The following is a 15,155-nucleotide window of genomic DNA, read 5'->3' on the forward strand; positions in this document are numbered from 1 at the left end:
CTATTCACTGTTTTGAAACAATCCTCCTATAATTATTAGCATTCAGGAAAACCGCCATGTCTGAAGATTTTCGCGAACAAGCTCTCCATTATCACGCTTACCCAACGCCGGGTAAAATTGAAATAGCACTGACTAAGCCTGCAAACACCGCAGAAGATCTAGCACTGGCGTACAGTCCTGGTGTTGCTGAGCCAGTACGTGAAATCGCAAAAAATCCAGATGATGTTTATAAGTACACATCTAAAGGTAACATGGTTGCAGTTATTTCAAACGGCACTGCAATTCTTGGTTTAGGTAATTTAGGTCCTTTGGCTTCAAAACCTGTAATGGAAGGTAAATCATTACTTTTTAAGCGCTTTGCAGGCCTAGACTCTATTGATATTGAAGTAAAGCACCGCACAATAGATGAATTTGTTGATACGGTTGCGAATATTGCTGACACGTTTGGTGGTATTAACCTAGAAGATATCAAAGCTCCTGACTGTTTTGAGATTGAACGTCGTCTAATTGAGCGTTGCGATGTACCTGTATTTCATGATGACCAACATGGTACAGCGATTGTGACGGCAGCGGGTATGTTGAATGCGATCGAGCTGCAAGGCAAAAAGTTAGAAGATGCAATCATTGTTTGTCTTGGTGCTGGTGCTGCGGCCGTTGCGTGTATGGAGCAGCTGATTAAGTGTGGTGCAATGCGTGAGAAGATCTATATGTTGGATCGTAAAGGCGTAATTCACACTCGTCGTGATGATATTAATGAATATAAACAACGTTTTGCTAATAACACCGATAAGCGTACGCTTGAAGATGTTATTGAAGGTGCAGATTTATTTTTAGGGGTATCAGGTCCGAACCTATTACCACCAGAAGCTCTAAAATTAATGGCTGACAAGCCGGTTGTATTTGCATGTTCAAACCCTGATCCAGAAATCAAGCCAGAGCTTGCACATGAAGTGCGTGATGATTTGATCATGGGTACGGGGCGTTCTGATTACCCGAACCAAGTAAACAATGTGCTTTGTTTCCCATTCATTTTCCGTGGCGCATTAGATGTCCGTGCAAGCGTGATTAACGATGAAATGAAGTTGGCTGCTGTTGAAGCTATTCGCCAGTTAACAAAAGAGCCAGTACCAACTGAAGTATTAAAAGCAGCGGGTGTTGATTCATTAGAGTTTGGTAAAGGTTACATCATTCCTAAACCAATGGATCCTCGCTTACTTCCTCGCGTTGCTAAAGCAGTAGCACAAGCAGCGGTTGATTCAGGCGTTGCTCGTATTGAAATGCCAGAGAATTACATGGAAGCGTAAGTCGTTTTTTATTTTCTTTAGAGCATAAAAAAGGCTTCCTACATCATTGATGAGGAAGCCTTTTTTCTTGGGGGATTATTTTTATTTTCTAATGCGTTAACAAAAACAGTGTCAGCACCTTTAATTCCTAATGCTTTTGCTTCTTCCAATAAGGCAAGCGCTTTAGTAATGTCATTTTTATTTACGGCTTCGATAATTGCGTTTTGGTAAAACGTTTGAGTCTCAGGTTGGGCTATAGCAGCCACAGGTTTTGCTTGCTGCTCAGGTGCCTTATAGGCCTGCAGAGACAGTGTTTTTACTGATAGTTTTAGTTTTCCAAAACGCTTATAAGTATAGGTTGGGTCTGTCACTATTGGCATTGCTTCGCCTAATTCTTCAGCTCTTATCCTTGCTGGGTGTTTTACTTTTATTGATTGGCCTAAATAACTCTCTGCGGAATAAATAATAAAATAAGGCGTTTTAGTTGCATCAAGATCGAAATTTAATTGAAACTGAGTACGAGTAAACGCATCGGATGGTTTAATATCAAATTGGTCTAAACTTGTTGTATTTACAACGTTAAACTCATGATCGAGAGCAATGAGTTTAGGAGCAACAACCGAGTCATTAATCATTAAACTTGAAAGACGTAATTGTACTTTTCCTGAACGGTCGGATAATTTAAAGGCATTAAAATAGCTGTTTCCATTAGAAAAATGGCCAATAGGTGAGTCTTTATCTAATTGAAAATCGATCTCTTCTGTTGTTGCTAGTGGTATCCAAGGGTATTGAGAAAAATCACTACAACAGACTTGAGTGTTTGCCAGAGGTTCTATTGGTTGTTGTATTGTTTGGGTTGAAGAACATGCAGTCAAAGAGAGACCGATAAGTAAGCTAAGTAATAATTTTTTGGTGTTCATCAATACTCTCCATGAATAGGTAAATAAACGCAAAAAGGCAGCCGAGTGGGCTGCCTGTCACTTTAACTCAGTTAGAACCAGATTTCAGTGTGAACACCGATAATTGTTTCTGATTTACCATCTTTAATGCCAATTTGTTTAGCACTTGCTTCATCGTCAGCTGTAATGTAACTCACGTATGGTTTGATTTGTGGACGACCAAAGTAATCAGCGTTTACTGTAAATGCTGCCGCTAATTCAACGTTAATAATATCACTCTTCAGATCATCGCCTGTGCGTCCCCAGTAACCTTCAGCACCTTCTTCGTGAGCATAAGAACCAGTCGCTTCTAAGCGTAGGTTATCATTTACTTTGTATGATGGACGCGCTGCAACGATATAACGTTTCAGATCTTTAGCACCAAATAGTTCATCTAAAGCAGCAAAGTAAGTGACTTCAGAGCCCATTTGCCAGTTTTCTGAAATGTTTACTACACCACCTGAGGTAAAGAAGATGGATTCAGCATGATCATCGCCGCCAGACCAGCTACCAAAGTTAACACCACGGTTTTGAGCTGCGCCTTTACCGTAAGCGATAGCAGTTTGTGACCAGCCATCTAAGCCGTAGTAGCTAGAGTTTAATGTGATAGAAGCACCGATGCCGTCATCATCTTGAACGTTAGCTTGAGTGATGTATTTGAAATCAAAATCTAGGCTACCAAAGCCAACATCAACACCGTAATAGTATAAATCATGAGATGTTAGTGTTTGTCGCCCGTCGGTACCTGGGCCGTTATTAATATCACGATCGGTATCCGCTGCTACAATTGCAAAACCTGCCGTGTTACCTGCGATTTTAGTTTGAATACCAGCACCAACACCTGATGATTGTTTCCAGAACTCGCCAGATAGAGCACTTGCAGAACGGTTTAGATAACGTTGACCACCCCAAATAGACGTATCTTCGCCTAAGTATGATAGCCCGCCAATCTCAACAAAAGTTTCTTTGATTTCAAATTGTGCTGTTGTGTTGTCTTTTTGGCTACCAGGAGATGAATAAGCGTAAGAGTTACCATTACCGTATTCAGAACGTACAACAAAGTCAGACCAAACACCATTTGCGTGCTCGGTGTGTTTTTTGATTACGAATTCAACTTGGTTAGTACTTTTTCCATGAGTACCTGCTGTTTTGTAATCTGGTTTACCAAATTCAGTATCTACTGTTTCGCCATCTACCATACGGAAGTTCATAGATGCGTAACCGTGTACTTCCCAACCATCTGTTAATACATCTGTGCCATTAACTTTTTCAACTTTAGGTGCAGCTTCATCACCAGAGATAACATCTAATGCAAGGTCTGTTTCAGCGAATGCAGCACCTGAAAGTAATGCTGTAGAAACAGCGGCAGCAAGTAATGTGTATTTATTTATTTTCATCTTAAAATCCTATTTCCTTTTTAAAGGATATTTTGATTTGAAAATATTTACTTAACTAAGGCAGTGTAGGGAAGCAAAGTAAACATCGTCGTCGTTATTGAACGAGGGACAGATTAAAAATAAATGACGAGGTTGAAATCCTCCTTCTTTTATAAAGGGGAGGGCGTAGACTGAGGGATGAGAGAATTAGATAGGAGGTCTTCTGTTGATAAAAATCACACTTGGTAGGTGGGATTAGATTTATTTATGAGAGAGAAATCACGTAGGAAGATATTTTGAAATGGGAAATAATGCAGAAACAGGGAAAGTAAAGAAAATAGGAAATAAGCAGAAATGTGAGCTAGCTAATAATAGACCTCATTAGCTAGAAATAGTTCAGTTTCTATTCGCTATTTACACTTCGAAACCATCATTGATTTAGGCTCCCCTTGAGGAGTAAATTCTAAGCTCCATACATAATTACCATCTTCTGGAAGGTAGATTGCAGTATCTTGCCCGTAACCACTGGTAATCAACGTATTGTTTTGCCCTAATTTCGGAGATAAACCATTGGCTGTATACTGTGAAGCCCAATCTTTAGTTGCGTATTGCATTTTATAAGGGCCTCGTTTTTCGTTTATCATAACTTGATAGGTGTCATTCCCTTTGTATTGATAGGCTCTAGGTTCTTTATGACCCCAGCGAGAATCAGAGAAATCACCCACGAGATATAACGTCTCTTTTATTGGGGCGTTAGTATCAGATATCGTCGGATTATCACACTGAGCCATAAAACCACTGCCATACAGAGCTATTTCTTTTGTTGTTGCTTTAGGACCTGCTGCATTTGGTTCTTCTATCTTTAAAAATCGGCTTTCAAAGTTAGATAGAGGAATTGTATATACACCTTCGTTAGGGCTAAATATTTGGCCTGTTAATAAATCGACTAAATTACCTTTTGACGCTATCTGTTCAGCTTTAAGGGAAAGCGTTTGGCTTTGCTCTTGAGTGCTAACCATAAATATAATTGCATTATTCTCTGTTTGTTTATGGTCTATATATACCGCTTTATTTGCAATGATATTGGTTCTAACGCCTTCCGATAATGCTGGGTTTTCAATACGTAAAGTCATTAACTCTGAGACGTAGTTTTTTAAGTTAAGTTGGTCAGGTGTTAGTGTTGCAGTAAGGCCATCTATTTTGGCGGATGACCGAGCGATATGGTCATCACATAATCCTTTGATGGCGCAAGTATCTTTATTTTCTTGATTAGCAAAACCATCGACTTGATCGCCAATTTCATCTCCATAATAAAGCGTGATAGGGCCGGTATAAGCTGCTTGAAATGAAAGAGCTGCTTTGTGTCGGATCCAATAGTCTTTATCACTAGGGTCTGCTATTTCTCCTCGTTGTAATAAATCACCAAAACGGACGACATCATGGTTTCCTAGCATTAGATTTGGAGTGGCATGAGAAGGATAAAGTTCATGCATTTGCATTCCCTCATTAAGCCAATCGCCACCTTTATTCCCTACATTACTTTCATTTACCGCAAAGGTTTCTGTAACTCGAAAACGCAAAGGAAAATCGAATGCAGAGCATAATGCTGGATTTCTTTCTTCTCCATAACCTGTTTCTGTAATGTAGTTTTCGTTATTCCATATCTCTGCCACCATATAACCGAGCGGGTTAACTTGTTCGCCTTTATTATTAATATACGTCGTGTTTTGTGATGCGGTATCAACGGCTTTTCTAATGTTTATCCAAGATTCAGTAGGGACTTGGTAAGCTTGATCTAATCGCCAGCCATCAATCTTTAATTCGGATATCCAATAAGTGGCGACTTCAGAGTAAAAGTCTTCACTCTCAGGGTAATCAACTGGGTTATTGTTGCCACTCGGTAGTAAGCCTGATCGTGATGGCTTAATGAGGCCTTCTTTATGGTGACCAAATACACCATCAAATAAGACATACATTCCGCGTTTATGAGCTTCTTCTACTAATTCTTTTGCTTTTTCTAATGTGCCAAAGCGAGGATCAATTTTGAAGAAATCAGTCGCGAAATAGCCAGTTGCATCCAGCTTATCAGCCCAATGGTCTTGGCCTTCAATTGGTGCTGATTCAAAAATAGGCGTCATCCAAATGGCGTTCATACCTAATGATTGAATGTAATCTAATGAATCAATGATCCCTTGTAGATCACCATTATGATGACTCGGGCCGTAACCTGTGTCATGACCAATGCTGTTATCACCATCAACAAAGCTTTCCACCATGATTTGATAGATGCGTAAATGATTACTTTCTTCCATCATTTGAGGATTGCATTGATAGGTAGAGGTTATTTGTGTTGTTTCTGAGGTTGAGCTACAGGCGCTCAATAGAGAGGTAATAGCGAGCGCTATCGCTGTTTTTGCCATGTTATTTTTCACAGTAAGTCCTTTATAATTATAGTAGGGCACTGTGATTATTTAATAAGCAAATAAAAATGTAATCCTCCTAATTTATTTAAAAAAAGGAGGAGGCAGCAGGAGGAGGTGAAGAGTTACTTACTCGTCATCAAATGCTTCGAATTCAATGCCCATTGCGGTCATTAAAGCTTTAGCTTCTGCGGGAATATCATCAGGGCGATCTTTACGTAAGTCTTCATCTGTAGGTAAAGGTTGGCCTGTGTAAGCGTGAAGAAACGCTTCACATAATAATTCACTGTTTGTTGCGTGACGTAGGTTACTTACTTGGCGACGAGTACGCTCATCGGTAAGAATTTGTAGTACCTTCGTTGGAATTGACACGGTAATTTTTTTTACCTGTTCACTTTTTTTACCATGCTCGGCATAAGGACTTAAATAGTCACCATTCCAATCAGCCATTGCTCACCTTCGTTCTGAATTATTGTTGTTTAAAATAGGATAGGCTAATTCTAGCGATATTTACGGCTATAAGCAAAGATATATAGACGTCTAGAAGTATTGACGTCTCATTTTGTGATGGTAAAGTAGAAGAATATAACTTATGGATTAGATTATATCAGTCATCTTGAATGGAAGAGTAGAAAATTACTGCTTTATATCTCATTCAGGTAATTGGTATCAGACCACTGCCTAGCAGTTTGGAAGGGAAATTATGAGCGAGAGAAAACCTGCAACTATTGCTGTCCGTACCGGCATCGAAACTGACTCACAACATAACGCGGTTGTGCCTCCTATCTACTTATCTACCAATTATAGCTTTTCTGAGTTTGGTGATGTTCCTAAGTATGATTATGCTCGCTCAGGAAACCCAACTCGTACGCAACTCGAAACCACTTTATCTGATTTAGAGTGTGGTGCTGGGGCTGTCGTTACAAACTGCGGAACTGCTGCTCTTAACCTTATGGTATCGGCTTTACTTGGTCCGGATGATCTTATTGTGGCACCTCATGATTGTTATGGTGGTACTTATCGTTTGTTTAATACACGTGCGAACAAAGGTGATTTCCAAACTTTATTTGTTGACCAATCAAATACTGAAGCACTTGATTCAGCTCTTGCAAAAAAACCAAAACTTATCCTATTAGAGACGCCATCTAACCCATTGGTTCGAGTGGTGGATATTGCTGAAATTTGTCAAAAAGCAGCAAAAGTAGGGACTTTGGTTGCGGTAGATAACACCTTCCTTTCTCCTGTACTACAACAACCTCTAACATTGGGTGCTGATTTTGTCCTTCATTCGACAACTAAATACATTAACGGTCACTCTGATGTGGTTGGTGGCGTATTGATAGCTAAAACTCAAGAGCACGCAGATGACTTTGCATGGTGGGGAAACTGTATTGGAGCTACGGGAACGGCTTTTGATAGCTACCTAACTTTACGTGGTATTCGTACGCTTGGTGCTCGTATGCGTGTACATGAAGAAAATGCGATGGAGGTACTTAAATGTCTCCAAGAGCAAGAGTTAGTCGGCACAATTTATCATCCAAGCTTACCTGAGCATCCAGGGCATGAGATTGCAAAGCGTCAGCAAGCAGGGTTTGGTGCCATGTTAAGTTTTGAGTTAAATGGTTCACTAGAGCAGCTTAAGGTCTTTGTAAAAGAGCTAAAATATTTCTCGTTAGCCGAATCTCTTGGTGGTGTAGAAAGTTTGATTGCACACCCTGGCACCATGACTCACCGAGCGATGTCAGATGAAGCACAAGCAGAAGCGGGATTAGCTCCAACACTGTTACGTATTTCTGTTGGGTTAGAAGACAGCCGCGATTTGATTGCGGATCTTAAGCAAGCCTTCCTTATCTCTGCTGAGGTGAAGTAATGACAGGATTAGTACCACGTCAGTTACATAAGTTTGGGGGGAGTAGCCTTGCTGACCCTGAATGTTATCGCCGTGTCGCAACCATTTTAAAAGAGTATTCAAACGATCATGACTTAGTGGTTGTTTCTGCTGCAGGTAACACGACTAACAGGATTTTAGAGTGGATTGATGGTTTATCAAAAGATGGCCGCTTAGCTCATGATGTCTTGGAGTCTTTACGTCAATATCAACAAGGTTTAATTTCAGACTTATTAACTCCTGAAAGTGCAGCGCCTTTACTTGATACTCTTCATGAGGAACTTATTGCTATTGGAAAATTACACGCGCCTTTAACGGACATCCAACAAGCCGACATTCTTGGTCATGGTGAAGTATGGTCATCTCGATTACTTTCTGCTTATTTAAATCAAATTGATTTGCAAGCGGCACCTTTGGACTCTCGTTCTTTTTTAAGAGCTGAACGAGGATGTCAGCCAGAAATTGATCGCGCACTATCGTGGCCATTATTTAAAGAGCAAATGGTTCAACATCCTCATGGTCGACTTGTTATTACCGGTTTTATGGCTCGTAATCAAAACGGTGAGACGGTATTGCTGGGCCGTAATGGTTCTGATTATTCAGCAACAATTATTGGTGCATTGGCTGAAGTTTCTCGTGTAACTATCTGGAGTGATGTTGCTGGCGTATTCAGTGCCGATCCTCGTAAAGTAGAAGATGCTTGTTTATTGCCGTTGCTTCGTTTAGATGAAGCCAGTGAATTAGCTCGATTAGCCGCCCCTGTATTACATAGTCGAACACTACAACCTGTTGCTCAAAGTGCACTTGATTTAAGCTTGCGTTGCAGTTACCAACCTGAATCAGGCTCAACCCGTATCGAACGAGTATTGGCTTCTGGTCGTGGGGCTAAAATTGTTACTTCATTAGAAGATGTGTATTTAATTCAATTAGGTTTTGGGCGTGGGCAGGATTTTGAACGAGTGAAGCAAGAAGTACTTTCTTTACTGACTCGCTCTCAGTTGCAGCCTTTAGCATTAGAGGTTCAAGATGACCAATATACACTTTTATTGGCGTATACCTCTGAAGTCGTGAATGAAGCATTAGATGTTCTACAAAACTCTGCGGTACATGCTGAAATTAAATTGAAAGAAGGCTATTCAATGGTTGCGGCCGTTGGCGCAGGTGTTACTGGGAATGCCATTCATAGCCATGGTTTCTATCATCAATTAAAAAATTGCCCATTAGAGTTTGTATGTGAATCTGAGTCAGGGCTAAGTTTGGTTGCAATTTTACGTAAAGTAGATACAGCCTCGATCATTAACGCCATTCATACACATTTATTTCAAGCTCAAAAAAGAGTTGGGCTTGTGTTATGTGGGCATGGAAATATTGGCTCTCAATGGTTATCTCTTTTTACTGAGCAAAAACGTAACCTTGAGAAGCGCCATGGTATGCAATTTTCATTGATTGGTGTAGTTGATCGTCATCGTCACTGGTTAGATTTTGATGGGTTAGACAGTGCATCAATTGTAGATAAATTTGATGATGAAGCTACCGCCTATGAGCATTTTGAATGGATAGAAAAAATTGGCGCAATTCAAGGATATGATGATGTTGTTGTATTAGATGTAACGGCAAGCCCTGAACTATCACAACAGTACACTAAAATTGCGGAGCAAGGCATACACCTTATTTCTGCGAATAAAGTTGCAGGTTCAGCACCAAGTCATGAATATCAAGCAGTGCTTGATGCGTTTACAAAAACAGGTCGTCATTGGCTATATAACGCGACTGTTGGTGCCGGTCTTCCTATTAACCACACAGTAAGAGATTTACGAGAAAGTGGTGATGAGATAGTCGCATTATCGGGTATATTTTCAGGTACCTTGTCATGGTTATTCCAACAGTATAATGGTGAGGTTCCATTTACCGAGTTAGTGGATCTTGCTTGGCAACAAGGATTAACAGAACCAGATCCAAGGCACGATCTTGATGGCTCCGATGTCATGAGAAAACTTGTCATTTTAGCTCGAGAGGCAGGATTGAAAATAGAACCAACTCAAGTAAAAGTAGAGTCTCTCGTTCCTGTAGAACTCAGAGAAGTGAGCTTGGATGAGTTCTTGGAAAAAGGTGAGTCAATTAATAATGAGTTACTTGAGCGTTTAGAAAAAGCGCAAAGAGAACAAAAGGTATTACGTTATGTGGCACGCTTAAATAAAGATGGCTGCGCGACGGTAAGCATTGAAGCTCTGGTCGAGCATCATGCATTAGCTAACTTGTTACCATGTGATAATATTTTTGCAATTGAAAGTAAATGGTACCGCGATAATCCATTAGTTATTCGAGGGCCGGGTGCGGGAAGAGAGGTTACTGCGGGTGCTATTCAATCTGATTTAAATCGAATATCAGCGCTTTTTTAATCGAATGTTTTACCAGATATTTTGATGAAGCCATGCATACTTGCATGGCTTTTTTATTGATTTTGTAGGAAAAAACGTAATTGGAGTGCGTTTAGATTATTTTATGTTTTTCCTTAATTGATTGATTTGTAATTATAATTTAATCGTTAAACTAAATTAAGCATAAATTAAAATTAAAATACTTTCCATGCTATGGATTTTGTAAATCTATTCAGTGATGATAATTGAAGAATGGCTAATATATACAAGGTCAATATCTAGTAATAATAATAAAACTTGTAGCCATTTACTGTTATTTAATTTGAATAAAACTGCCCGATTGAGAGAGTCATCATATGAGTATATCAGAATCTACCCCAGAGCCAACGTCTATAATCAGTTCAGAACAAGTTTTACGTAGTGTCGATTTGAATCTATTGACGGTATTTGATGCTGTAATGCAAGAGCAAAACATTACAAGAGCAGCTCAAAACTTGGGAATGTCACAACCAGCAGTAAGTAATGCTGTTTCTCGTTTAAAGTTGATGTTTAATGATGAATTATTTATTCGTCATGGAAGAGGTATTCAGCCTACTCAACGAGCTCGTCAATTGTTTGCACCAATGCGTCAAGCATTGCAACTAGTTAAAAATGAACTGCCTAGTTCTACATTTGCTCCTGAAAGCTCAGGACGACAGTTTAAGCTATCAATTTGTAGCCCATCAGATATGCGTTTTGCCCCACGTATTTTGAGAGATATTCAACAAAAAGCCCCCCATATTAGTTTAAATCTATCTGGTGAATATGATCTCGATATAGCACAAAAATTGCGATATCAAGAAATAGATTTTGTTATTGATTACGTTCGTTTTGATGAACCGGGCTACATGAGTACTGAACTATTTACAGATGAATTAGTGGTTGTTGCTTCAGTTAATCACCCTCGTATTCAAGGAACGATAACTAAAGAACAATTAGCAAACGAAAAACATGCTGTCCCTGCCCGTGTTGAAAATACTAAAGGGTTTGCTGACCACCTTTATATGGATTCACTGTATGAACAAGCTTATAAAGGCGCAAGCATCAGCAATGTTCTGTATGTTGTATCTCAATCAGATTTAATAACAGTAGCACCTAAATGGTTAGTTAACTCAATGCAGAATCGTGAGCAATTGATAGTATTACCACTGCCGATCGAATCAAAGAGCATTCGTGGTTACTTAAGCTGGCATGACTCATACCAAAAAGACAAAGGTCATATTTGGATGAGAGATCAATTGATGCTTATCTGTGGTGAGGAAGTCGTTGCTTCAAGCAAAGGTATGATGTTTTAAGCCATATTTCCACACTAAAAAATGGTTCATCGCGGCTTTCCGGGGAAAGCCGCTTTTATCTTCATAAAGAAATAGTCTGTATCTCTGTAGCCATACCCCATTCTTTTGATCAGCTTAATTTTGTTATTTATTCCTTCCAGTGTACATGTATTTAATCGATATAAAGCCGAACTAACAATTCCGTGAAGGTATGGTTTTAACTTTCGTGCAAAACTGATTAATGGTTGGATCCCACTCTCATTTACCTGTTGCCACCATACATCCCATAGTTCTATTGCCTGCGTTTCTGAATCACAATACCAGAGCTCTTTTAATTGCTCTCCTAGCAAATGAGTCACCATTAAATCGTGGTTTACCGAAAGTATTTCATCTAGATAACTCTGTTGATTTGCGTCTAGGTTGTCTCTATTTTTCAAAAGGATCCAGCGTGAACGCTTAATCCAACGACGAGCTTTTTTGTCTTCTTTGAGTTGATTCGCTTGATCTACCCTAACTCTATCCATTACCTCTCGTCCATATTTGGCTACCACATGAAAAAGATCGTATACAATACGCGCATTAGGGCAATGAGCTTTCACTTCGAGATCGAAAGCTGTATTCATATCCATAGCTACTGCTTCGATATTTTCGGCATGCTCACCAAGCTCTTCAAAGAAAGGCCTGATATCAGTTCGGCTTCTACCTAAACCAATCCAAAGCACTTGATGTGTCTGCGCATCGGCAATCACTGTTGCATATCGATGTCCTTTAAATATGGCAAACTCATCCATCACTAGTTGACGTAATTTATCCCATGGTATGTCAGGGATAACTCGTTTAAGTCGTTGTTTATCAATGTTCTTTATCGTGTGCCAATGTACTCCAGTCAGTTCTGAAATATGTTTAATCGGCAGCAAAGGCAGCAGTTGTTCAATATATTCTATCAATCGATTAGTCAGGCGTGAGTATGGTTTAAGCCAAGATATTGCTTCCGTTTTTGTACCACATAGCGAACATGTAATGCGCCTAGTCTGAATCAAAAGTTCAACTGGAGTTCCTAATATCATAGCGTCTTTAATAGTTCGCCACTGAGTATCGTGAGTAAATTCAGAGAGTCGCCCGCAAGAGCAGAATGCTGGGGAATCAGGCTTTAAGGTTATAGATATTAATGAATCAGTTTTATGAGATTTTACGATCTGAAAACCTTTCCAGAATGATGATAAAAAAGTATTATTTGGCATGAAAACGGCAGTTTATGAAAAGTTGTGTTTGGCGATGTAACTTTACCACTAACTGCCGTTTTTGTTTTCAATTCCCGCTAATCTGCGATGAACCTAAAAAATGAGATTAAGGCAACCTATAAAAGGTTGCCTTTTTTATTGGTATTCATACGATATAAACAGAATGTAGAGTTTAAATAATTATTTTGTTAATAGAGCTATCCTGAAATGGGTTTCACACAACAATACTTACATTTTATACAGAGAAACAGTTGCCTTTTTTACTGCCACTTGTACACTTTGTACAGATTATAGCTTACACCTGTAAGCCTAAAGGTGATTCGAGATGACTATTCAAAACCTACATATTGTAAAAGAGATCCGCAAACATATTGCTAATAAGCCTAATGATACTGCATTACGTGAACGTAAATGCGGTGCTTGGAGTGACACTCAGTGTTCTGCATGGAGTGATATCACTTGGGGCGAGTTTGGCCAACAAATGGATACTCTATCTTTGGCACTATTAGCTCATGGATTGAAAATACAAGAGAAAGTAGGGATCTTCTCCAATAATATGCCTCGCTGGACGGTTGCTGATTTTGCAACGATGCAACTACGTTCAGTTCCTGTTCCTATTTATCCAACAAATACACCTACACAAGCAGCTTATATCATTAATGATGCTGATATTCGTATTCTATTTGTTGGTGAGCAAGCGCAATATAATGCGGCTGTTGTTATTTTTGAGCAGTGTCCACTACTGACTCATATTGTTGCTTTGAGTGACGATATTGATTTGAATGATCATGAAGCGGGTGTTTCGTGGAATGATTTTATATCTAAAGCTGATGCGGTTAATCAAGATGAAGTTACTCATCGTCTTGAAAGTGCTGAAATGGATGATTTACTTACGTTAATTTATACCTCTGGTACGACTGGCGAGCCAAAAGGGGTAATGCTAGATTACGCTAATATCGGTTCTCAGCTAGCAGGGCATAACACGAATTTAGCACTAACAGAGAAAGATGTATCGTTATCTTTCCTGCCTCTCTCTCATGTGTTTGAGAGAGCTTGGACTTTTTATGTATTATACAAAGGTGCAGTAAACTGCTATTTGCCAAATACAAATCTAATCAAAGAAGCGCTAACAGAAGTGAAACCGACGGTAATGTGTGCGGTTCCTCGTTTCTATGAGAAAATATTTTCAACAGTACATGAAAAAGTATCTCGTGCCCCTGCCCACCGTAAGGTGATGTTTACCTGGGCGGTAAACATGGGCGCTAAAATATCGGCGTGCAAGCAAGAAGGTCGTGAACCATCATGGGCTCTCAAGCAAGCTTATAAGGTAGCTGATAAACTAGTACTTTCTAAGTTGCGTATGATTTTAGGTGGGCATATTAATTTCATGCCTTGTGGTGGCGCTAAATTAGATGCAACGATCGGTCGCTTTTTTCATGCTCTTGGCGTTAACGTCAAACTGGGTTATGGCATGACAGAGACCACTGCCACTATTTCATGTTGGGAAGATGGTAAGTTTCATCCAGACTCCATCGGTACATTAATGCCAGGTGCTGAAGTTAAAATTGGTGAAAAAAATGAGATCCTAGTTCGTGGCCCTATGGTTATGAAGGGGTATTATAATAAACCAGAAGAAACAGCACTGAACTTTACTGAGGATGGCTTTTTAAAAACAGGCGATGCTGGTGAATTTGATGCGGCTGGTAACTTATATATTACCGATCGTATTAAAGAGTTGATGAAAACCTCTGGTGGTAAATACATCGCTCCGCAAGTGATTGAAGGGGCGATTGGTAAAGACCACTTTATTGAGCAGATTGCGGTTATTGCAGATACCCGAAAATTCGTGTCGGCTTTGATTGTTCCTTGCTATGACGCATTGGAAGAATACGCAAAAGAGCTAAATATTGCTTATCATGACCGCATGGATTTAGTTAAGAATAGCGAAATTGTTGAGATGCTAGAAAAGCGTGTTGCGAACTTACAAAAAGAGTTAGCTCGCTTTGAGCAAGTGAAAAAGTTCACTTTATTATCTAAAGCGTTCTCTATGGACAAAGGTGAACTAACACCAACTCAAAAATTACGTCGTAAAGTTATTAGTGAACGTTACCAAGACGAAATTGATGACATGTATGATGAAAAGAAAGGGAGAAAAGAGAAGTAATTTTTCTTTTTCATTCTCATATTAGAATATATAAACCAGTCTTTTTAGACTGGTTTTTTTATGTCTATAAAAAGTGAGATCGTTATCTATATTCTAATATTAATAGGCTTGTTTATTATCTCTCTTTATTTGTTCTTTTCTGGTTTTTAGTTTC

10 protein-coding genes are annotated in these 15,155 nt (G+C 39.3%); 5 read left to right on the forward strand and 5 right to left on the reverse strand.

Features of this window, described 5'->3' with window-relative positions:
* Window positions 1-56 precede the first annotated feature (56 nt).
* Window positions 57-1,304 carry a malic enzyme-like NAD(P)-binding protein gene (locus tag AC2IP4_RS01495; RefSeq protein WP_375321273.1) on the forward strand — a complete coding sequence of 416 codons (1,248 nt, stop codon included), beginning with the start codon at window positions 57-59 and terminating at the stop codon, window positions 1,302-1,304.
* A 38-nt stretch (window positions 1,305-1,342) separates the two neighbouring features.
* Here the strand turns inward: AC2IP4_RS01495 and AC2IP4_RS01500 are convergent, their stop codons facing one another.
* The 4 genes from AC2IP4_RS01500 to metJ all read right to left on the reverse strand — a co-directional run bounded on the left by AC2IP4_RS01500 (window position 1,343) and on the right by metJ (window position 6,467).
* Window positions 1,343-2,203: a MalM family protein gene (locus AC2IP4_RS01500; RefSeq protein ID WP_486310493.1), complete on the reverse strand. Its 861-nt coding sequence runs from the start codon at window positions 2,201-2,203 to the stop codon at window positions 1,343-1,345.
* Between the two features lie 71 nt (window positions 2,204-2,274).
* The gene (locus AC2IP4_RS01505; RefSeq protein ID WP_486310494.1) at window positions 2,275-3,618 is read right to left on the reverse strand and encodes a carbohydrate porin; all 1,344 of its coding nucleotides are present in this window, start codon (window positions 3,616-3,618) and stop codon (window positions 2,275-2,277) included.
* Between the two features lie 389 nt (window positions 3,619-4,007).
* Window positions 4,008-6,017 carry an alpha-amylase family glycosyl hydrolase gene (locus AC2IP4_RS01510; RefSeq protein WP_486310733.1) on the reverse strand — a complete coding sequence of 670 codons (2,010 nt, stop codon included), beginning with the start codon at window positions 6,015-6,017 and terminating at the stop codon, window positions 4,008-4,010.
* A gap of 129 nt (window positions 6,018-6,146) precedes the next feature.
* Window positions 6,147-6,467: a met regulon transcriptional regulator MetJ gene (gene metJ / locus AC2IP4_RS01515; RefSeq protein ID WP_045101132.1), complete on the reverse strand. Its 321-nt coding sequence runs from the start codon at window positions 6,465-6,467 to the stop codon at window positions 6,147-6,149.
* Between the two features lie 253 nt (window positions 6,468-6,720).
* Between metJ and AC2IP4_RS01520 the strand changes: the two genes are divergently transcribed.
* The 3 genes from AC2IP4_RS01520 (at window position 6,721) to leuO (ending at window position 11,617) form a co-directional block, all read left to right on the forward strand.
* Window positions 6,721-7,887 (forward strand): O-succinylhomoserine (thiol)-lyase, encoded by a 1,167-nt coding sequence (locus AC2IP4_RS01520; RefSeq protein ID WP_486310495.1) that lies wholly within the window; start codon window positions 6,721-6,723, stop codon window positions 7,885-7,887.
* Complete coding sequence (locus AC2IP4_RS01525) at window positions 7,887-10,304, forward strand: bifunctional aspartate kinase/homoserine dehydrogenase II (protein ID WP_486310496.1); 2,418 nt, start codon at window positions 7,887-7,889, stop codon at window positions 10,302-10,304. The genes AC2IP4_RS01520 and AC2IP4_RS01525 overlap by 1 nt, the downstream gene beginning before the upstream one ends.
* 335 nt (window positions 10,305-10,639) lie before the next feature.
* A complete protein-coding gene (gene leuO / locus AC2IP4_RS01530; protein ID WP_375321267.1) occupies window positions 10,640-11,617 on the forward strand; it encodes a transcriptional regulator LeuO in 978 nt (325 codons plus the stop codon).
* Window positions 11,618-11,643: 26 nt separating this feature from the next.
* Here the strand turns inward: leuO and AC2IP4_RS01535 are convergent, their stop codons facing one another.
* Window positions 11,644-12,837 (reverse strand): ISL3 family transposase, encoded by a 1,194-nt coding sequence (locus AC2IP4_RS01535; protein WP_375320385.1) that lies wholly within the window; start codon window positions 12,835-12,837, stop codon window positions 11,644-11,646.
* A 325-nt stretch (window positions 12,838-13,162) separates the two neighbouring features.
* On the opposite strand from AC2IP4_RS01535, the gene AC2IP4_RS01540 reads away from it, so the two are divergent.
* Window positions 13,163-15,001, forward strand: a complete 1,839-nt coding sequence (locus AC2IP4_RS01540; protein WP_375321266.1) for an AMP-dependent synthetase/ligase — start codon at window positions 13,163-13,165, stop codon at window positions 14,999-15,001.
* Window positions 15,002-15,155 lie beyond the last annotated feature (154 nt).

The organism is Aliivibrio thorii, from assembly GCF_057368585.1.

Excerpts from the sequence above, each read along its gene's own strand:
- AC2IP4_RS01495 (WP_375321273.1), top strand. The coding sequence starts at position 57 with ATGTCTGAAGATTTTCGCGAACAAGCTCTCCATTATCACGCTTACCCA.
- AC2IP4_RS01500 (WP_486310493.1), bottom strand. The coding sequence starts at position 2,203 with ATGAACACCAAAAAATTATTACTTAGCTTACTTATCGGTCTCTCTTTG.
- AC2IP4_RS01505 (WP_486310494.1), bottom strand. The coding sequence starts at position 3,618 with ATGAAAATAAATAAATACACATTACTTGCTGCCGCTGTTTCTACAGCA.
- AC2IP4_RS01510 (WP_486310733.1), bottom strand. The coding sequence starts at position 6,017 with ATGGCAAAAACAGCGATAGCGCTCGCTATTACCTCTCTATTGAGCGCC.
- metJ (WP_045101132.1), bottom strand. The coding sequence starts at position 6,467 with ATGGCTGATTGGAATGGTGACTATTTAAGTCCTTATGCCGAGCATGGT.
- AC2IP4_RS01520 (WP_486310495.1), top strand. The coding sequence starts at position 6,721 with ATGAGCGAGAGAAAACCTGCAACTATTGCTGTCCGTACCGGCATCGAA.
- AC2IP4_RS01525 (WP_486310496.1), top strand. The coding sequence starts at position 7,887 with ATGACAGGATTAGTACCACGTCAGTTACATAAGTTTGGGGGGAGTAGC.
- leuO (WP_375321267.1), top strand. The coding sequence starts at position 10,640 with ATGAGTATATCAGAATCTACCCCAGAGCCAACGTCTATAATCAGTTCA.
- AC2IP4_RS01535 (WP_375320385.1), bottom strand. The coding sequence starts at position 12,837 with ATGCCAAATAATACTTTTTTATCATCATTCTGGAAAGGTTTTCAGATC.
- AC2IP4_RS01540 (WP_375321266.1), top strand. The coding sequence starts at position 13,163 with ATGACTATTCAAAACCTACATATTGTAAAAGAGATCCGCAAACATATT.